21 protein-coding genes are annotated in these 17,561 nt (G+C 72.6%); 7 read left to right on the plus strand and 14 right to left on the minus strand.

The annotated features are described in order from the left end of the window. Nucleotides 1-55: 55 nt before the first annotated feature. On the plus strand, nucleotides 56-529 hold the full coding sequence (locus BLV76_RS01515; protein ID WP_175539523.1) for a DUF2505 domain-containing protein: 474 nt from the start codon (nucleotides 56-58) through the stop codon (nucleotides 527-529). Between the two features lie 4 nt (nucleotides 530-533). After that, entirely contained in the window at nucleotides 534-1,178 is a 645-nt protein-coding gene (locus tag BLV76_RS01520; protein ID WP_217630229.1) for a maleylpyruvate isomerase N-terminal domain-containing protein, read from the plus strand. A 4-nt stretch (nucleotides 1,179-1,182) separates the two neighbouring features. Here the strand turns inward: BLV76_RS01520 and BLV76_RS22325 are convergent, their stop codons facing one another. From BLV76_RS22325 to BLV76_RS01535, 4 genes are read right to left on the minus strand one after another with little or no spacing between them, the layout of a single operon-like run. Then, nucleotides 1,183-1,335 (minus strand): hypothetical protein, encoded by a 153-nt coding sequence (locus BLV76_RS22325; protein WP_175539524.1) that lies wholly within the window; start codon nucleotides 1,333-1,335, stop codon nucleotides 1,183-1,185. 5 nt (nucleotides 1,336-1,340) lie between these two features. Continuing rightward, nucleotides 1,341-2,969, minus strand: a complete 1,629-nt coding sequence (gene pruA, locus BLV76_RS01525; protein ID WP_090967542.1) for an L-glutamate gamma-semialdehyde dehydrogenase — start codon at nucleotides 2,967-2,969, stop codon at nucleotides 1,341-1,343. 45 nt (nucleotides 2,970-3,014) lie between these two features. After that, nucleotides 3,015-3,359, minus strand: a complete 345-nt coding sequence (locus BLV76_RS01530) for a DUF6912 family protein (protein ID WP_090967543.1) — start codon at nucleotides 3,357-3,359, stop codon at nucleotides 3,015-3,017. After that, nucleotides 3,356-4,810 carry a WS/DGAT/MGAT family O-acyltransferase gene (locus BLV76_RS01535; RefSeq protein ID WP_090967544.1) on the minus strand — a complete coding sequence of 485 codons (1,455 nt, stop codon included), beginning with the start codon at nucleotides 4,808-4,810 and terminating at the stop codon, nucleotides 3,356-3,358. Before BLV76_RS01535 ends, BLV76_RS01530 begins: the two co-directional genes overlap by 4 nt. A gap of 151 nt (nucleotides 4,811-4,961) precedes the next feature. Between BLV76_RS01535 and BLV76_RS01540 the strand changes: the two genes are divergently transcribed. Both BLV76_RS01540 and BLV76_RS22330 read left to right on the plus strand, forming a co-directional pair. Beyond that, nucleotides 4,962-5,342, plus strand: a complete 381-nt coding sequence (locus BLV76_RS01540; RefSeq protein WP_090967545.1) for a DcrB/PsbP domain-containing protein — start codon at nucleotides 4,962-4,964, stop codon at nucleotides 5,340-5,342. Between the two features lie 11 nt (nucleotides 5,343-5,353). Further along, nucleotides 5,354-6,682: a hypothetical protein gene (locus tag BLV76_RS22330; protein WP_090967546.1), complete on the plus strand. Its 1,329-nt coding sequence runs from the start codon at nucleotides 5,354-5,356 to the stop codon at nucleotides 6,680-6,682. Here BLV76_RS22330 and BLV76_RS01550 read toward each other — a convergent pair. The 3 genes from BLV76_RS01550 to BLV76_RS01560 form a co-directional block, all read right to left on the minus strand. After that, the gene (locus BLV76_RS01550; RefSeq protein WP_175539525.1) at nucleotides 6,645-7,556 is read right to left on the minus strand and encodes a calcium-binding protein; all 912 of its coding nucleotides are present in this window, start codon (nucleotides 7,554-7,556) and stop codon (nucleotides 6,645-6,647) included. The two genes, BLV76_RS22330 and BLV76_RS01550, sit on opposite strands and share 38 nt — an antisense overlap. 91 nt (nucleotides 7,557-7,647) lie before the next feature. Further along, nucleotides 7,648-8,922 (minus strand): CpaE/TadZ family protein, encoded by a 1,275-nt coding sequence (locus BLV76_RS01555; RefSeq protein ID WP_090967548.1) that lies wholly within the window; start codon nucleotides 8,920-8,922, stop codon nucleotides 7,648-7,650. Nucleotides 8,923-8,926: 4 nt separating this feature from the next. Further along, complete coding sequence (locus tag BLV76_RS01560; protein ID WP_139306434.1) at nucleotides 8,927-9,604, minus strand: CpaB family protein; 678 nt, start codon at nucleotides 9,602-9,604, stop codon at nucleotides 8,927-8,929. A 117-nt stretch (nucleotides 9,605-9,721) separates the two neighbouring features. On the opposite strand from BLV76_RS01560, the gene BLV76_RS01565 reads away from it, so the two are divergent. After that, nucleotides 9,722-9,961, plus strand: a complete 240-nt coding sequence (locus BLV76_RS01565) for a helix-turn-helix domain-containing protein (RefSeq protein ID WP_090967550.1) — start codon at nucleotides 9,722-9,724, stop codon at nucleotides 9,959-9,961. A 21-nt stretch (nucleotides 9,962-9,982) separates the two neighbouring features. On the opposite strand, the gene BLV76_RS01570 is transcribed toward BLV76_RS01565, so the two are convergent. Genes BLV76_RS01570 through sigE form a run of 3 tightly spaced genes read right to left on the minus strand, consistent with a single transcriptional unit; the run spans nucleotide 9,983 to nucleotide 12,677 of the window. After that, complete coding sequence (locus BLV76_RS01570; protein WP_090967551.1) at nucleotides 9,983-11,566, minus strand: S1C family serine protease; 1,584 nt, start codon at nucleotides 11,564-11,566, stop codon at nucleotides 9,983-9,985. Continuing rightward, the gene (locus tag BLV76_RS01575) at nucleotides 11,563-12,093 is read right to left on the minus strand and encodes an anti-sigma factor family protein (RefSeq protein ID WP_090967552.1); all 531 of its coding nucleotides are present in this window, start codon (nucleotides 12,091-12,093) and stop codon (nucleotides 11,563-11,565) included. The genes BLV76_RS01570 and BLV76_RS01575 overlap by 4 nt, the downstream gene beginning before the upstream one ends. After that, entirely contained in the window at nucleotides 12,093-12,677 is a 585-nt protein-coding gene (sigE, locus tag BLV76_RS01580; protein WP_217630230.1) for an RNA polymerase sigma factor SigE, read from the minus strand. The genes BLV76_RS01575 and sigE overlap by 1 nt, the downstream gene beginning before the upstream one ends. Nucleotides 12,678-12,869: 192 nt before the next feature. Between sigE and BLV76_RS01585 the strand changes: the two genes are divergently transcribed. After that, nucleotides 12,870-13,529, plus strand: coding sequence for an O-methyltransferase (locus BLV76_RS01585; protein WP_245734495.1), 660 nt, complete (start codon nucleotides 12,870-12,872; stop codon nucleotides 13,527-13,529). Nucleotides 13,530-13,679: 150 nt separating this feature from the next. On the opposite strand, the gene BLV76_RS01590 is transcribed toward BLV76_RS01585, so the two are convergent. Continuing rightward, complete coding sequence (locus tag BLV76_RS01590; RefSeq protein ID WP_090967555.1) at nucleotides 13,680-15,209, minus strand: leucyl aminopeptidase family protein; 1,530 nt, start codon at nucleotides 15,207-15,209, stop codon at nucleotides 13,680-13,682. Between the two features lie 2 nt (nucleotides 15,210-15,211). Beyond that, nucleotides 15,212-15,379 (minus strand): DUF3117 domain-containing protein, encoded by a 168-nt coding sequence (locus BLV76_RS01595; RefSeq protein ID WP_090967556.1) that lies wholly within the window; start codon nucleotides 15,377-15,379, stop codon nucleotides 15,212-15,214. 185 nt (nucleotides 15,380-15,564) lie between these two features. Here BLV76_RS01595 and BLV76_RS01600 point away from each other — a divergent pair, with 185 nt between their 5' ends. Then, nucleotides 15,565-16,368, plus strand: a complete 804-nt coding sequence (locus BLV76_RS01600) for an enoyl-CoA hydratase/isomerase family protein (protein WP_090967557.1) — start codon at nucleotides 15,565-15,567, stop codon at nucleotides 16,366-16,368. A 6-nt stretch (nucleotides 16,369-16,374) separates the two neighbouring features. Here the strand turns inward: BLV76_RS01600 and BLV76_RS22745 are convergent, their stop codons facing one another. Further along, entirely contained in the window at nucleotides 16,375-17,136 is a 762-nt protein-coding gene (locus BLV76_RS22745) for a M14 family zinc carboxypeptidase (RefSeq protein ID WP_090967558.1), read from the minus strand. Then, entirely contained in the window at nucleotides 17,136-17,558 is a 423-nt protein-coding gene (locus BLV76_RS22340; RefSeq protein WP_090967559.1) for a hypothetical protein, read from the minus strand. The genes BLV76_RS22745 and BLV76_RS22340 overlap by 1 nt, the downstream gene beginning before the upstream one ends. Between the last annotated feature and the right edge of the window lie 3 nt (nucleotides 17,559-17,561).

Raw genomic sequence — 17,561 nt, forward strand, 5'->3', positions numbered from 1 at the left:
CCCGTTCGCAGGCCCCGTCCCCACACCACGACGACACGGAATGCAGGTGGTCACCATGGGCACGAAGCTCACCAAGACGCTGACGTACGACGCCACGGCGGAGCAGGTCGCGGCCATGCTCGACGACGTCGCGTTCCGCGAGGAGGTGCTGGCCAGGCAGAAGGTGGCCCGCGGCTCGGCGAGCATCGACGGCGACCACGTGACCATCGAGCAGGTGCGCTCCAGCGACGGCCTGCCGTCGTTCGCCCAGAAGTTCGTCGGCGACGAGATCGTGATCGTCCAGAAGGAGACCTGGACCTCGCCCACCTCGGCCGACGTGCACCTCGCCATCCCGGGCAAGCCCGGCGAGGCGGCGGGGACGCTCACGTTGACCGAGTCCGGCGGCACCACGAGCGAGGTCGTCCAGCTCGACGTCTCGGTGCGGATCCCGCTGGTCGGCGGCAAGGTCGAGGGCCTCATCAAGGACATGGTGGGCGCCGCGCTCGACGTCGAGCACCAGGTGGGCGTGGAGTGGCTGGCCCGCGGGTGACGCGGTGACGGTGCTGGCCGGGTCCTACGCCGCGCTCGCCGCTGCGGTGGGCGCCCTCGGCGAGGACGACGCGTGGACCCCGACGGGGTGCGTGGGCTGGACGGTGCGCGACCTGCTCCTCCACCTGCACGCCGACGCCGTACGCGCACTGGTGGCGGCCCACTCGCCGGCGCGACGGCCGGCCGACTGCGACGCGGTGTCCTACTGGCGCCAGTGGGGCAGCGACCCCGAGGCCGACGAGGAGAGCCGGCGGCTCACGCGCGTGGAGGCCGGTCTCCGCAGCTTCGCGGCCCTGCGCGAGCGGTGGCAGGAGGCGTCCGCGGCCGCCGTCGACGCGGTCTCCGCCCTCGGGCCAGGCGACGTCGTGGCCACCCAGGGACACGCCATCACCGCGTCCGACCTGGCCAGCACGCTGGCGGTGGAGGCGACGCTGCACCACCTCGACCTCGTCGCCCACCTCGGACCGGGGGCCACCCGACCCTCCCCCTCCGGACTGGCCGAGGCGAGGAGGGTCGTCGAGGAGCTCCTGGGACGAACGCTGGACGGGTGGGGCGACGAGCGGGTGGCCACCGTCGGCACCGGTCGCGCCGAGCCCACCGACGCCGAGCGTGCCGACCTCGGGGACGTACGGCTGCCGGTGTTCAGCTGAGGGCCTACTCGGCCCCGTCGTGCTCCTTGGAGCGCAGCCAGATCACGATCCCGAGCACCACGAACGGGCCGAACGCCAGCAGCAGCGTGAGGTACTGCTCGACGGGGTGCAGGGCACCCATGTGCCAGAGGGGGCGCAGCGGGACCGTGACCGGCACGTGCATCAGCCCTGGTGCGGGTAGTGGTGGTCCTTCGGAGGCACGAAGGTCTCCTTGATCGAGCGCGGCGAGGTCCAGCGCAGCAGGTTGACCGCAGCGCCGGCCTTGTCGTTGGTGCCCGACGCGCGGCCGCCGCCGAAGGGCTGCTGGCCGACGACGGCACCGGTGGGCTTGTCGTTGATGTAGAAGTTGCCGGCCGCGAAGCGCAGCGTCTTGCGGGCCCACGCGATCGCTGCCCGGTCCTGCGCGATGATCGCGCCGGTCAGGGCGTAGGGGGCGAACGACTCCATCTGCTCCACGACCTTCTCGAAGCGGTCGTCGTCGTAGACGTGGACGGCGAGGATCGGGCCGAAGTACTCGTCGGAGAACATCTGGTCGGTCGGGTCGGTCGACTCGACGATGGTCGGGCGCACGAAGTAGCCCACCGAGTCGTCGACCTGGCCGCCGGCGAGGACGGTGAGGTGCTTCTGCCGCTTGGCGCGGGCGATCGCGGCCTTGTGCTTGGCGAACGCGCGGTCGTCGATGACGGCACCCATGAAGTTGGTGAAGTCGGTGACGTCACCCATCGCGAGCGCCTCGGTGTCGGCGATCAGCTGGTCCTTGATCTTCGCCCAGACCGACCTCGCGACGTAGGCGCGCGAGGCGGCCGAGCACTTCTGGCCCTGGAACTCGAAGGCGCCACGGATCATCGCGACGCGCAGCACGTCGGGGTCGGCCGAGGGGTGGGCGACGATGAAGTCCTTGCCGCCGGTCTCGCCGACGATGCGGGGGTAGGACCGGTAGCCGGTGATGTTCTCCCCCACCGTGCGCCACAGGTGCTGGAACGTCGGCGTGGAGCCGGTGAAGTGGATGCCGGCGAGGTCGCGGTGGGCCAGCGCCACCTTCGACACGTCGAGGCCGTCGCCCGGGAGCATGTTGATGACGCCGGGCGGCATGCCGGCCTCCTCCAGCAGCTCCATCGTCAGCGAGGCGGCGAGCTGCTGGGTCGGCGACGGCTTCCAGATCACCGTGTTGCCCATCAGCGCGGGGGCGGTCGGCAGGTTGCCGGCGATCGCGGTGAAGTTGAACGGCGTGATCGCGTAGACGAAGCCCTCGAGCGGGCGGTGGTCGGTGCGGTTCCAGATGCCGGGGCTGTTGGCGATCGGCTGGTCGGTGAGGATCTGCTTGGCGTAGTGGACGTTGAACCGCCAGAAGTCGATCAGCTCGCACGCCGCGTCGATCTCGGCCTGGAACGCCGTCTTCGACAGGCCCAGCATCGTGGCCGCGTTGAGCGTCTGGCGCCACGGTCCGGCCAGCAGGTCCGCGGCCTTGAGGATGATCGCGCACCTCTCGTCGAACGGCATCGCGCGCCAGGCCGGCGCCGCGTCGTTCGCGGCCTTGATCGCGGCCTCGGCGTCCTTGGTCGTGGAGTTCTTCAGCGTGCCCAGCACGTGGGCGTGGTCGTGCGGCTGGACGACCTTCATCTCCGCGCCGCCACCGTTGCGACGCTTCCCGCCGACCACGGCGCGGAAGGTCTGCTGCTTCTTCTCGAGCCTGGCCAGCTCGGTCACGAGGGTCTCCCGCTCCGCGCTGCCAGGTGCGTACGTCAGGTTCGGCTCGTTGGTGGGAGCCGGAGGAAAGGTGATCGCGTCCATGCCGGTGATCGTGTCAGAGACGGGCGCGCGCCTCCAAGGCGCCGATCAGAGGGAGGCGACGAGGTCACCGACCTCCTGCACCGCCCACCACGCCAGGTCGTCGTCCGCCTCGGCGTCGTCGTCGCTGTCGACGTGCACGGCGACCACGTGGCGCCACAGCACCCCGTCGTCGGGACGGGGCGTCTCGACGACGACCACGACCCGGCGCCGGCTGCCGTCGGGGAGGCCTGCCACCAGCTCGGCGGAGGCGTCCGCGGCGGTCATGAGGGCGGCGTACTCCGTCTCCTCCCCGTCGTCGGGCGCGAGGACGGGGTCGGCGACCCGGGGGCCTTCGCCCGCCCAGTCCTCGGCGAGCAGCGGCAGCGTCGTGGGGAGGTAGCGGCGCGTCATCTGCGTGACCCCTTCGGTCCGGCGCCGGCCTTCTTGCGGCCACGCGGTGCGCGCGGGCGGGTGTCGGTGTCGCGCAGCTCCTCGAGCGCCTCGAGGAGGCACTGGCCGAGCACGTCGGCGTCCGCGACCGCGTCGCGGTCGGTGGTAATGCCGTAGAAGACGCCCCCGTCGTAGGACGTCACCCCGATCGCCACGGGGTGGTCGGGCAGGAGCGGGTGGAGGGGGTACGACTCCAGCATCCGCGCGCCGTCGGCGTAGAGCGGGAACTGTGGCCCGGGCACGTTGGTGATCGAGATGTGGAACCCGTGGCGCAGCTCGGCGGCGGCGAGCCGGGAGCCCAGCGCGTGGAACGTCGTGGGCGCGAAGCCGGCGATGCCCGACAGCCGGCGGGCGGAGACCGCGCGCCCGTTGTCGCCGTGGGCCTTCAGGTCGTAGCTCACCTGGTGCAGGCGCAGCACCGGGTTGGCCTCGGCGATGGGCAGGCGGAGGAGGTGGCCGGTGATCTGGGTGCCCAGCGACGTCGCCTCGAGCTCGTCGTCGATGACCGACATCGGCACGATCGCCTTGAGAGACTTCAGCCCGCCCATCGACTCCGCCCGGGTCATCAGCCAGCCGCGCAGGCCGCCCGTGATCGTGGCGAGGATGACGTCGTTGACGGTGCCGCCGTGCACCTCGCGGATCCGGCGGTGGTCGGCGAGCTCGGTGCGGACGGTGACGAAGCGCCGCTGCTGCGACAGCTTGCGGCTGACCGGGCCGGTGTGGACCGGCCGGCGGCCGGAGAGCGCGGTGGCGACCTCGCTGACCCGGGCGCCGGTGGCAGAGGCCTGGCGTCCCAGCGACTCGGCGTTGGCGACCGCGGTGCGCCACAGGATGCTCGGGCGCTCGAAGGTGTCGGTGACCGCGTTGACCGCGGCGCCGACCGGGCCTGACGTACGCCGGGGGTGCCAGTCGTCGTCGTGGCCGAGGGTCGAGCGGTCGGGCGAGGTGTCGAGCAGGACCTGGCCGATGTCGACGGTCTCGCGTCCGTCGACGAGGATCTGGTGGCTCTTGGTGAGCAGCGCGACGTGCCCGTGCTCGAGGCCCTCCACGAAGTAGCACTCCCACAGCGGCCGGCTGCGGTCGAGCGGCCGCGAGGCGATCCGGGCCACGAGCTCGCGCAGCTGGTCCATCGTCCCCGGCCGCGGGAGCGCGGAGCGGCGGACGTGGTAGCCGAGGTCGAAGTTCTCGTCGTCGACCCACGCGGGGTTCGCCAGCCGGCCCGGCACCTGCTGGAGGCGCTGGCGGTAGCGCGGCACGAACGCGATGCGGTCGGCGATCAGGTCGACCAGCCGGTCGTGGTCGAAGCCGGACTCCCCCGGGTCGAAGATCTCGACGGTGGCGTTGTGCATCGGCGTCGTCGGGGACTCCGCGGCCAGGATCGCCAGGTCCCGCGGACCCAACCGCTCACTCATCCACGTACTCGCTTCGCTCCGTGCGCGGACGAGGCACGAGTCACACTGCGCTGGACGATTCGCTCGCTCCGCTCACTCATGCCTGCCCTCTCGTCGACGTGCTTGGCTCTCGTGGGATTCTGGCAGAGCCCCATAGCTGAAGGAGAAGCCTGTGTCCGGTCGCGGTCTCGCGCGCCTCGTCCCCGTCGTCGTGCTCCTCGCCGCCGGCCTCACCGCCTGCGGTGGCAGCGACGCCGACCCGCCGGCCGCCACGCCGAGTGCCGACGGCGACGCCGTCGCGGTCACGGTGACCCGCGACAAGGACACCTTCACCCCCAACGGCGAGCGCGTCGAGCTCGGGATCGGGCAGACCCTGAAGCTGACGGTCACCGCCGACGAGGCGGGCGAGTTCCACGTGCACAGCACGCCGGAGCAGGAGATCGCCTACGACGAGGGCACCTCCGAGCACGACATCACCATCGACCGCCCGGGCGTCGTCGAGGTCGAGAGCCACGACCCGGCCTCGGTCGTGCTCCAGCTCGAAGTGCGTTGAGCGCCGGGCAGGTGAGCCCCCTGGGCTCGATCTCGGCCCACGGGCTCGGTGGGGCCAAGGACCTCCCGATCCCGTCCGAGCTCGCCATCGCCGGCGCCGTCGCCGCGCTGGTCATCTCGTTCACGGTCCTCGCCGTCGCGTGGCGCGAGCCGCGCTACGACCCCGCGACCAGCGGTCGTGAGGCACCCGAGTGGCTCGACCGCCTGGTCTCGTCCCGCGCGCTCGCGATCGCGCTGCGGGTGCTGGGCATGGCGTTCTTCCTCTACGTCGGCGCGGCCGCCGTCTTCGGCAAGGACGCGCTGACCAACCCCTTCTTCGGGACCTTCTACGTCCTGCTCTGGGTCGGCCTCGTCCCGGCCTCGCTGCTGTTCGGCGAGTTCTTCAAGGCGATCAGCCCGGCCCGGACGATCAGCATGCTCTTCGCGAAGATCTCCGGTGTCCCCGAGGGCGAGGGGATGTACGCCTATCCCGCCAGGCTGGGCTACTGGCCGGCGGCGCTCGGGCTGTTCGCCTTCGTGTGGCTCGAGCTGGTCTACCCCTACTCGACCGACCTCGGTCCGGTCCGCCTGTGGGCTGCGGCGTACCTCGGCATCATGCTGATCGGCTCCGCCGTCTGGGGCACCGCCTTCCTCGAGCGAGCCGACCCGTTCGAGGTCTACTCGTCGCTGGTCGCGAAGCTGTCGGTCTGGGGCCGCCGCGACGGTGTCCTCGTGCTGCGCAGCCCGCTGGCGAACCTCGACACCCTCGTCGCCCGGCCCGGTCTCGTCGGGGTCGTCGGCGTGCTCTTCGGCAGCACGGCCTTCGACTCCTTCCGCGAGTCGACCGTGTGGCTCAAGCTCGTCCAGTCGCTCTCGACGACCCGCCTCGTCCCCGACACGCTCGCGCTCATCGCCTTCTCCGGCGGCGTGATGCTGATCCTGACGGTGGCCACGATGGCGACCGGTGTCACGAGCCGGACGCCGCGGCGCGCGCTGCCCGACCTGTTCGCCCACTCCGTCGTGCCGATCATCGTCGGCTACATCGTGGCCCACTACCTGTCGTACTTCGTGGAGTACGGCCAGCAGGTCGTCATCCAGCTCAGCGACCCCTTCAGCCGCGGCGACAACTACCTCGGCACCGCCGACCTGGGCGTCAGCTACTGGATCTCGTCACATCCGACGTTCCTGGCCGTGACCAAGGTGCTCGCGGTGGCGCTGGGCCACGTCGTCGGCGTGGTGGCGGCGCACGACCGCGCGATCAAGCTGCTCCCCCAGCGGCACCAGCTGACGGGTCAGCTGCCGCTGCTGGTGGCGATGGTGGGCTTCACCGTCGGAGGTCTGTACCTGCTGTTCGCGGCATGACCGGTCCGACCGGACGGGTCAGCACCTCGCCGTAGGGCCAGCCGGGCGGCGCCTCGGTGGTGACCGTGACGATCTCGCACGAGCCGCGGTAGTCGATGACGTCGAGCGGGTCGCGGTAGCCGACGAAGATGACGCGGTCGGCGGTGCCGTTGTCGCCCTGCGTCGGGTCGTCGCAGTGGATTCGGTCCTCGAAGCCGTCGGGCAGGACGTAGATGGTGTCGTTGCCCTGCTCGGCGAAGACCTTGTCGGCCCCGGGGCCGAGGAAGATCGTGTCGTCGCCCTCGTCGCCCTTGATCAGCCAGTCGTGGCCGGGACCGTCGATCAGCACGTCGTTGCCGGGACCGCCCTGGATGGCGCCGTCGTCGCCGGGGCCGGCGTCGATGTAGTCGTCCCCGTCGTTGCCGACCTGCTTGTCGGACCCGTCGCCGCCGATGAGCCGGTCGTTGCCCGGCCCCCCGTTGAGGATGTCGTTGCCGGCCTCCCCGTAGGCGACGTCGTCGCCCACGTTGGAGGCGATGATGTCGTCGCCCTCGCCGCCGTAGAGGACGTCGTCGCCCTGGCCGCCGTCGACCTTGTCGTTGCCGAGGCCGCCCGCCACCCAGTCGTTGCCGGGCTGCGCGGTGATCCAGTCGTTGCCGTCGTCGCCGTAGACGATGTCGTTGCCGTTGCCGGCGAAGATCGTGTCGTCGCCGCTGCGACCGCGGACCTGGTCGTCGCCACCGATGCTCATGATCCGGTTGGGCTTCTGGTTGCCGTTGATCACGTCGTTCTTCGTCGTGCCGCGCATCTCTCGGGCGGCAGCGGCGTGGGCGGGGGTCGCGCCGATCAGCAGCACAGCGAGCGCGAAGGCACATGCGCGAGCGGGGGAAGTCACCGAGTTCTCCTCATCGTGGGACGTCATCAGGCTACGCGGATCCGTACCCCGTGGCTGCTGAACTGATGAACGTGACGTGACGTCATGTGGTTCACCCCACCGCGCGACGACCCAGGAGCCGGGGACGTCCCTGCCCGGCACGACGACGCCCGTGCGGGGTCGTGACGGTGGCCGGGAACACGGCGTCGGCGAGCCCGGACAGCCCCTGGACGAGCGCGGAGTCACCGACCTCGGCGAGCGGCAGCCCCGCCACGAGCGACCGGTCGACACCAGTGCGGTCCTCGGGGAGGAAGTGGAGCCCGGAGACCCTGCTGAACCCCTCGACCATGCCGGCGATCTCCTTCTCCGACCACCCGATCGAGCCCCGCATCCGGTTGACCACGACCCGCACCGGTGCCGCGGTGCCGCGCTCGCGGAGCTCGACCAGCCCACGGGCCAGCCGGGTGAGGCCGACCGGGTCCGCCGAGCCGACGACCACCACCTCGTCCGCCTGGTCGAGCGCGGCCAGGGTGAGCGAGTTGCGACCCGGCCGGCCCCCGAAGTCGGCAGCCGTGTCGTCCTCGAGCGAGAACCCGGTGTCGACCACGACCTCGCCCCGCCCGCGAGCCCGGTCGAGCAGCTGGTCGGCCTGCGCGGAGCGGACCTCTCGCCAGCGGTCGGCACGCGGCAGGCCGGTGACGACGGCGAGGTGCTCGCCGACACCGCGGCACACCGACGCGAACCGCTCGTCGAGCTGGCCGGACGCGGCCAGGCGCGAGGCGGAGAGCAGCCCCGAGACCTCGTCGAGGATCCCCAGCTGCTGGGCCACCGAACCGCCGTAGGGGTCGAGGTCGGCGAGCACCACGTCCGTCCCGCGCCGGGCGACCTCGGCGGCGAGGTTGGTGGCGACGGTCGTCCGACCCGGGGCTCCCGCCGGACCCCACACCGCCACGAGCCGCCCGCCACCCGGGGCGTCGTCGGGCTCGGCCGGGACCGGGGCTGCTGCGCGCTCGCGGACGCGGGTGTCGGCGACGTCCTCCACCGTGGTGACGACGTCGGGGATCGTGGCGAGCTCACCGGCACCGACCACGGCGCCGATGCCGAGGCGCTGGGCGTGCTCGGCGACGTCGAGGTCGGCCGACCGTGCCGAGGTCACCGCGACGGGGCGTACGGCGTGGCGGCGCAGGTGGACGATGCTCGCGGGGTCGAGACCCGGCGCGTCGAGCGCGATGACGGCGACGTCCGCCTGGCCGCTGGTCACCGAGGCGAGGAGGTCGTCGACGTCGACGCAGCGCTTGAGGACGACGACGCCCGGGTGGGCCTCGAGGGCGGCGAGGGCGGGCGACTCCCACGCCTCGCCTGCCGCGAGGACGAGCACGCAGATCACGGCCTCAGCCCCGACCGACGACGCGGACGCGGTTGTCGCCGCTGGCGGCCAGCACGAGGCCGAGCTGCTCCTCGTCGGACTGCGGGACGGCGAGCACGAGCTGCCGGGTGGTGGCAGCAGCGAAGGTGTCGGAGACCAGGGGCGCGTCGAGGACGGCGATGTCGTCGAGCACCAGCTCCGCCGCGGGGCGCGACCCGCGCCCGCCGGCGATCCGGTCGTCGACCACCCACACGTCGACGCGCGAGCCCCGGGTGAGGTCGGTGGGGACGTGCTCGGTGGCCACCGAGATGGACAGGGAGACGGTGTCGTCGTCACCGGCCTCACCCAGGGCAGCGGCCGGCACCAGCTCACCGGCCGCGAGCGGCCGGGTCAGCGTCAGCGCCGCGGGCAGCTCCTCGTCGACGGGGAGGTAGCGGTCGTGGTCGGCGCTGTCGCCGAAGCGGACGCTGGTCGCCCGGAGGTCGTCGGCCGTGATCGTCTGCCCGACGACCAGGTCGGACGAGGCGGACCACACCGGGGTCATGTCGTCGGCCGACGACAGGATGCGCGCACCGGCCACCACCGAGCCGGTCACGAGCACGATGCCGACCCACAGGCGTGGGTCGCGCCAGCCGGGCGAGCGGGTGCGGACGGCGGCGGGCACGTCGACCTCGCGCGCGGGACGGGACGGGATCCGAGACACGCGGGACATCATTGCCCGTCAGGGCCGAGTTGACACCTGCTTCTCCACAGGGGTCCTCCTCCACAGGGCCGGACCCGGGTGACGGCGCGGCACCTGCGTCGGTGGCACGATTGGGCCATGGCCGACGACCCCCGCTTCCTGACGCTCACCGACGTCGCCGAGGTTCTCAACACCTCGAGCGCGCAGGTCTACGCGCTGGTCCGTCGCGGCGACCTGCCTGCCATCAAGATCGGGGGGCGTGGCCAGTGGCGCGTCGAGCGCTCGCAGCTGGAGGACTTCATCCAGCGGATGTACGCCGACACCAAGGCCTTCGTCGACCAGCACCCGTTCGTCGAGGCCGACGTCGAGAGCGACTGACGCCGGTCCCGCGGAGTCGGCTCAGCCGACCTTGCCGTCGAGCTCGACCTCGACGACGCGCTCCTCGCCGCCGCGCAGCACCGACATCTCGACGACCTCGCCGGGCAGGTGGGTCCGGATCGCGACGATGAGGGCGATGCCGTCCTGCACCGGCTGGTCGTCGACCGCCACGATCACGTCGTCGGCCTCGAGCCCGGCCCGCGCGGCAGGCGTGTCCGCCTGGACCTCGGTGATGGTCGCGCCCACCGAGTCGGCCTGGCCGCCGGTCTGCACCTGGGCGCCGATCACGGGGTAGCGCGCCTCGCCCGTCCTGAGGATCTGGTCGACGGTGGTGCGGACCTGCTCGATCGGGATCGCGAAGCCGACGCCGATGTTGCCCGACTCGGCGGTCGCGCCGCCCGTGGTGGCGATCGCGGAGTTCACGCCGACGACCTCCCCGGCGAGGTTGACCAGCGGACCACCGGAGTTGCCGGGGTTGATCGCGGCGTCGGTCTGGACGGCGTTGATGTAGGAGGAGTCGTCGTCGGACTCACCGGAGGTGGTGACCGGCCTGTTGAGGGCGCTGACGATGCCCGAGGTGACCGTCTGGCTGAGGCCCAGCGGAGCGCCGAACGCGACGACCGGGTCACCGACGTGCAGCACCTGCGAGGCGCCGAGCGCGGCGGGCTCGAGGTCACCGGCGTCCGTGACGGCCAGGACGGCGAGGTCGTAGACCGAGCTGCGTCCCACGATGGTCGCCTCGTGGCGGGTGCCGGCCTGGTCGATCACCACGATCGGCCCGTCGTCGGAGGCGGCGGAGGCCACGACGTGGTTGTTGGTGACGACGTGCCCGTCGCGGTCGAGCACGAAGCCCGACCCGGTGGCGCCGGCGGCCTGGCCGTCGAACTCGGCCACGATCTGCACCGTGCTCGGCAGGAGCGCCTGGGCGACGGCTGCCACGGAGCCGTTGTCGGCCTCGAGCGGTGCCGCCGTCTGGGTGCGTACGCCGCCGAGGCCGCTGCTGTTGGTGCCGCGCTGCGACGCGAGCTCGTCCTGCAGCGCTCCCCCGGCCAGGCCGCCGAGCACGCCGACGACGAGCGCCACCGACGCCACCGCGGGCCACAGCCAGAGCGGGGTCCTGCGGGGCACGGGCTGGGCGTAGGCGGGACGAGGCGGGTACGGGCCGGGGCCGAACCAGCCCGGGCCACCCGGACCCTGGGGCGGCGGCGGGCCGAACGGTCCCTGCGGGCCCTGGACCGGCATCGGGGTCGTCGGGTGCGGCTGCACCTGCTGGGGCTGCGTGGGCTCCTCGCCGAAGCGGGCTGCGTACGGCGGCGGGCCGGCGAGCATCGCGTCGTCGGCGGGCTCCGGGTCGTCGGCACCGGGATCAGCACCGGGATCAGCACTGGCGACCGTCTCCGGGCCGGACCCGTAGGCCTGCCCCTGCGGCTGGGCGGCAGGCTCGGGCGCAGGCTCGGGCTCCGCGACGGAATCGGTCGTCAGGTCGGGTGCCGGCTCGTGGGCAGGCTCAGGCGCGGGCTCGGCGGGCCGCCAGCCGGCGAGCGGCTGGGTGGGCTCGTCCGCCGGGAGGTCGCTCTGCTCGTCTGGCCTGTGCTCGTCGGTCACGGAGCAATCTTCTCCCGAAACGCCACCAGCTGCTCAGCCAGGGGCGTCCGGGAGGGTGAGGCCGGGCGGCGCGCGGACCGGTCCTCCACGTTGATCGCGGGCGCGATCGGGCCGACGGGGCGGCTCAGGTCGGTGGCCGGCGGGCGGGGCTCGACCCGCGGGGAGCCCGCGACGCCGAGGGCCAGGACGCCGACGACACAGGCGCTCGCAGCGCCACCGCCGATCGCGACCAGGCCACGCCGGGCACGATGCTGGCTCGTCGGGAACTGGGGGGCCGCCAGCGCGGAGCCGGCGCCGGGCTGGCTCGAGGGGCACTGGCCGAGCAGCGCCGACTTCAGGTCGTGGGACGGCTGCGACTCGCACGCGCCGAACGAGAGCTGCGCGAGCTGGGTCTTCACCCAGCCCTCCTCCTCGACGAGGTCGCGGCAGGCGTGGCAGGCGTGGACGTGGTTCCAGCAGCGCTCCTCCTCCTCCGGCGCGAGCCGGCCGTCGAGGAGTGCGCTGACGCGGGATCCGAGGTGGCTCATCAGGACACCGCTCCCCGGTAGCGCTCGCTGCCGGCGACCGGCTCCCGGTGCGCGAGGGCCTTGCGGAGCATCGTGCGACCGCGGTGGATGCGGGAGCGTACGGTGCCGAGCTTGGCACCCATGATCTCGGCGATCTCCTCGTAGCTCAGGCCCTCGACGTCACATAGCACCACGGCCGCGCGGAAGTCGGGCGGGAGCGTGGCGAGGGCGGTCTCGATGTCGTCGTCGAAGGTCTGCTCGGCCACCGCGAGCTCGGGCGCCGGCGCCGGGCTGGTCAGCCGGGCGGCGCGCTCGTCGGAGAGCGGGTCGAAGCGGATCCGCTGCTTGCGACGGGCGCCGTCGAGGAACAGGTTGGTCGTGATCCGGTGGAGCCAGCCCTCGAAGGTGCCGGGCGTGTAGGTGTCGAGGGAGCGGAACACCCGGACGAAGACCTCCTGGGTGAGGTCCTCGGCGTCGGGTCGGTTGCCGGTGAGCCGGTAGGCCAGGCGAAAGACGCGGTCGGAGTGCTGCTCGACGACCTCGTCCCACGTCGGGACGGCGGCGGGCCCTGCGGCGTCCACCCGGGTGTCGACCTGCTCGCCCACGGAGTCTCCCTGACTCGTCTTCCTCGACCGCAGCTGCAACGGTTCGCTGTCCTTCCTGACGCTAGGTAGCGCGCCTGAGAGTTCCCTGTGAACCCCATGCGCTCCGCCCAAGAAACCGGCGTCGGGCGGGTGCCCGCTGAGCAGTCCAACGAGCGAGGTGGCGCCAGTGTTCCCCGCGATAGAGTCGCGCTCGTGCCCACCACCACGCCGATCAAGCCCGCGAGCTGGTCCTACGCCGAGTCGTTCGTGGCCGAGGACGAGATCCTCGCCGCAGCCCGCAGCCGTGCCGAGGAGGTCGGCGTCACGCCGATCGGGTCGGGCGGTGGTGCGGCGCTCCGCTTCCTCGCATCCGTGCTCGACGCGCGCGCGGTGGTCGAGATCGGCACCGGGACGGGCGTCTCCGGCCTGTGGCTGCTGCGCGGCATGCGCGCCGACGGCGTGCTGACGACCGTCGACATCGAGGCCGAGCACCAGCGCCTCGCGAAGGAGACGTTCACCGAGGCCGGCATCCCTCCCAACCGCGCCCGCACGATCGCCGGCGCCGGGCTCGACGTGCTGCCGCGCCTGACCGACGGTCACTACGACCTCGTGTTCTGCGACGGCGACAAGCGCGAGTACGCCGCCTACCTCAAGGAGGCGCTGCGGCTGCTGCGCCCCGGCGGCGTGGTGGTCTTCGACAACGCGCTCTGGCACGACCGGGTCGCCGACCCGGCCCAGCGCGACGAGGAGACCGTCACCATCCGCGACCTCGGCCGCGCGATCCTCGAGCACGACGCCCTCGTGCCGGTCCTGCTCCCCGTCGGCGACGGCCTGCTGGCCGCCAAGAAGGAGTGGGCGCCCGAGGAGGCCTGACCCCGCGCCTGGCGTCGCTCCACCATGGGATGTCGCCGAACCCGCACTTCCCTCATGCAGTTGACCGTGGGAAGTGTGGTGCTCCCCGACATCCCATGGTGAAGCATCGGGAGCGGGTCGCCGCCCGGACGGCGGGTCCCGGCCTCAGCCTCAGGCGATGCCGGCCAACGGGTCGTCGGAGCCGAGCCAGGCGAGCAGGAGCCGCGGACCCCAGCCGCTGGGGCCGGCCGTCCACTCGTTGCGGTCGGCCGGAGACTCGGCCGCCGAGGCGAAGTCGATGTGCGCCCACGGGACGTCACCGGCGAAGTGCTGGAGGAACAGCGCCGCGGTGATCGCGCCCGCGCCGCCGGCTGCGTTGTCGCCATCGGCGATGCGTGAGGACACCTTCTCCTCGTAGTCGGCGACCAGGGGCATCCGCCAGACGAGCTCACCGGAGGACGACGCAGCGGCCTCGACCTGCTCGGCAAGCGCCTCGTGGTTGGCGAAGAAGCCGCCGGTCCACTGGCCCAGCGACACCTTCATCGCCCCGGTGAGGGTGGCGATGTCGAGGATCGCGGCGGGCCCGATCTCGGACACGGCGTAGGCCATGGCGTCGGCGAGGACGAGGCGGCCCTCGGCGTCGGTGTTGTTGACCTCGGAGGTGCGACCCCCGAAGTGGGTGATCACGTCGCCGGGTCGCATAGCGGAGCCGCTCACGGAGTTCTCCGCGGCGGGCACGAGCCCGACCACGCGCACCGGGCAGTCGACGTCGCGCAGAGCCGCCATCGCCGCGATCACGGCGCCACCGCCGCTCATGTCGCGCTTCATCGTCAGCATGCCCTCGCTGGGCTTGATGTCGAGGCCGCCGCTGTCGAAGGTGATGCCCTTGCCGACGAGCACGACGGTCGGCACCTTCTTGGAGGCGCCCTTCGGCGTGTAGTCCATCCGGATCAGCCGCGGCTCGTTGACCGAGCCGCCGCCGACGGCCAGGATCCCGCCGAACCCCTCGGCGCGGAGTCGCTCCGCGTCCCAGACGGTGACGTCGAGGCCCGCGGCCTCGCCGACCTCCACTGCCTGGTCGGCCAGCCACGCGGGCGTCTTGAGGTTGGCCGGGACCGTGGCGAGCGCCCGGGAGCGCCAGCCGGCCCCGCCGAGCGCGATGGCCCGGGCGAGCGCGTCGTCGGCCGCGCCGTCGTCGCTGACGTCGGCGAGCACGATGCGCGCGACCGGGTGCTCCTTCGGTCCGTTCGAGCGCCAGTGGAAGGAGAACGAGCCGAGCATCGCCCCGACGACGAAGGCGGCGAGGCCCTCGTCGGGTGCGATGGCGGCGATCGAGGTGACGACGCTGACCCGGTCCTTCGCGGCCCGGGCGACGGCTGCGCCCGCACGCCGGAAGTCGGTCACGGTGGCGTCGCCCACGCCGACGAGGAGCACCAGGCTCACGTCGTCGTCAGCCGCCGACACCGGGACGGTGGTCACCTCACCGGTGCGACCGGTCGCTCGGGCGGCCTCGACCGCCGCGAGCAGGTCGGTCCCGAGCGCCTCGGACGCCTCGTCGGCGCCGGGGCCGAGCAGCGGCCCGTCGTCGCCCGGCAGGACCGGGAACGCCCAGACCTCCGCGCCGCCGACCTGGTGGGGCAGCGCGGGAGAGAGCGCGAACTCGGGAGGTGAGACCTGGGTCGGCAGCTGTGCGATGGCCACGATCAGCCGACGACGTCCTTGAGGGCGTCTCCGAGAGCCGTCGCCTCATCGGCGTTCAGCTCGACCACCAGGCGCCCACCACCCTCGAGCGGGACGCGCATCACGATGCCGCGGCCCTCCTTGGTCACCTCGAGCGGTCCGTCGCCCGTGCGGGGCTTCATGGCGGCCATCGGCGCACCTCTTCCTGTTCAGCCATCGGTTCGGGATGGAGGCTCTTCACATGCGAATCGAGGCGGCTGGATGTCGCTGGCCGCCCCGATCGGCGTCGTACGACGTCCAGTATCCCTCATGAGCCGCGTGATCGGCACCACAGGGGCGCACCGATGTGCGTCAAGGTTCCGGCAGACTGCCCCTCATGGCTGATCCCACCACCGCACCCGTTCTCCTCGACGTCACCGACTCGGTCGCCACCATCACCCTCAACCGGCCGGAGGCGATGAACGGCCTCGACGTCGCGACGAAGGAGCTCCTGCGCGACACCGTGCAGCAGGTCGCCGACGACGCCGAGGTGCGCTGCGTCGTGCTCACCGGCAGCGGCAAGGCCTTCTGCGTGGGCCAGGACCTCAAGGAGCACCTCGCGGGCCTGAAGGGCGACGCCGACATCCCGCTCTCGGACACCGTCACGCAGCACTACAACCCGATCGTGCAGGCGCTCGCGACGATGCCGAAGCCGGTCATCGCCGCCGTCAACGGCGTCGCAGCGGGAGCCGGCGCCAGCCTGGCCTTCGCCGCCGACTTCCGGATCCTCGTCGACTCGGCCGGCTACAACACCTCCTTCGCCGGCGTCGCGCTCTCGTGCGACACCGGCTCGAGCTGGACGCTGCCCCGCCTGGTCGGCACCGCCAAGGCGATGGATCTCCTCTACTTCCCGCGCACCGTCTCCGCGCAGGAGGCGCTCGAGCTCGGACTGGCCACGCAGGTCGTCCCGGCCGACGAGCTCCCCGCCGCCGTCGCCGAGCTCGCGGCGCGCCTCGCCGCCGGCCCGACCGTGGCCTACGGCAGCATCCGGCAGGCGGTGGCGTACTCCGCCGCGCAGCCGCTCGACTTCGCCCTCGCCTTCGAGGCGAAGAAGATGGCGCTCACGGGCGGTACGGCCGACCACCTCGCCGCGGTCGACGCGTTCGTCGCGAAGGAGAAGCCGGTCTTCCGGGGCAGGTAGGCCCGGCTACTTCTCCCGGCCGCGGTGCGCGTGGAGCGCGCCGAGGAGCTGGCGCGGCGCCGCGACCACCATCCGGTGGCGGGAGGGGCGGCCGGGGTACTCCACGGTCAGGGCGGCGCCCCGGAACTCGTGGTTGAACCACATCGTCATCGTGCCGTGGCACAGGCTGCCGCAGTCGAGCCGCGTCCGCGGCAGGCGGAGCGCGCGGGCCAGCCGGCGGGCGAAGCGCGGGTCCTTGGTGTCGGTGTCCACGCCGTTGAGGGGCTGGTGGAAGCTGATCACCCGCATCGGGTCGACGTCGGTGAGGAACGCCATCACCGCGCGGGTCTCGGGCTCGCTCCCGGGGCGGCGGCCGGACTCGTAGCTGCCGTCGAGGTCGGCCCAGCGGTAGGGGAAGTTGCGGTTGAGGTCGACGCCGCGGGCGTTGCGCCGGGTGCCGCGCGCGAGCCCGTCGGGGTTGTAGGTCGGGATCACCCAGAGGTCGACGCCCGTGATGCGGCGGCCGTCGCGGAGCGTCTCGAGGATCCGGCGGGTGTGCGGCTCGTTGCCGTGCATCGTGGAGATGAGGACGATCCGCCGCCTGCCCGGCTCGCCGAGCCGCCACGCCCGGATCGGGCGGCCCTGCACCGACGTGCCGATCGTGCGCACCTCCACGACGGCGGGACGGTCACCGGGACCGGCCTCGACCGCCGTCGCCGGGCCGGGAGCCGCGACGCTGCCGGTGAGCACGCCCGCCGCGGCGAGCAGGCCGACCAGCAGGCGCCGCATCAGACCGCGGCCGTGAGGTAGGCGTAGGTGAAGACCAGCACGCCGACCACCATGCCCAGGTGGGCCAGCAGGGACAGGCCGGGGCCGTCGCTCCAGCTGTCGCCCTCGGCGTCGGGGACGTGGCGGCCGCGTGAGGGCAGCCACCGGGCCAGGACGAGCAGGCCGAGCACGGCGGTGATCCACCAGCACGCGATCGCGAGGATGCCGAACAGCGGGCCGCCGGTGAAGGTGTCCTCCGGCGACACCAGGACGCCGAGCCACAGGACCAGCGCGACCGTGCCGAACACGAAGTGCGCGACGGGCAGGCGTCGGCTGATCGAGAACTGGCCCGCCGATGCGTCGCCGCTGAGGCGGAGGCGGGTCAGCACGATCGCCACAGCCGCGAGGGCCGTGAGGATCCACACGACGATCTGGAACGACATGAC

The sequence above is a fragment of the Nocardioides exalbidus genome (assembly GCF_900105585.1).
GTDB lineage: Bacteria > Actinomycetota > Actinomycetes > Propionibacteriales > Nocardioidaceae > Nocardioides > Nocardioides exalbidus.

Excerpts from the sequence above, each read along its gene's own strand:
- BLV76_RS01515 (WP_175539523.1), top strand. The coding sequence starts at position 56 with ATGGGCACGAAGCTCACCAAGACGCTGACGTACGACGCCACGGCGGAG.
- BLV76_RS22745 (WP_090967558.1), bottom strand. The coding sequence starts at position 17,136 with ATGCGGCGCCTGCTGGTCGGCCTGCTCGCCGCGGCGGGCGTGCTCACC.
- BLV76_RS01565 (WP_090967550.1), top strand. The coding sequence starts at position 9,722 with ATGGCCGACGACCCCCGCTTCCTGACGCTCACCGACGTCGCCGAGGTT.
- BLV76_RS01600 (WP_090967557.1), top strand. The coding sequence starts at position 15,565 with ATGGCTGATCCCACCACCGCACCCGTTCTCCTCGACGTCACCGACTCG.
- BLV76_RS01535 (WP_090967544.1), bottom strand. The coding sequence starts at position 4,810 with ATGAGTGAGCGGTTGGGTCCGCGGGACCTGGCGATCCTGGCCGCGGAG.
- BLV76_RS22340 (WP_090967559.1), bottom strand. The coding sequence starts at position 17,558 with ATGTCGTTCCAGATCGTCGTGTGGATCCTCACGGCCCTCGCGGCTGTG.
- BLV76_RS01575 (WP_090967552.1), bottom strand. The coding sequence starts at position 12,093 with ATGAGCCACCTCGGATCCCGCGTCAGCGCACTCCTCGACGGCCGGCTC.
- pruA (WP_090967542.1), bottom strand. The coding sequence starts at position 2,969 with ATGGACGCGATCACCTTTCCTCCGGCTCCCACCAACGAGCCGAACCTG.
- BLV76_RS01595 (WP_090967556.1), bottom strand. The coding sequence starts at position 15,379 with ATGGCCGCCATGAAGCCCCGCACGGGCGACGGACCGCTCGAGGTGACC.
- BLV76_RS01530 (WP_090967543.1), bottom strand. The coding sequence starts at position 3,359 with ATGACGCGCCGCTACCTCCCCACGACGCTGCCGCTGCTCGCCGAGGAC.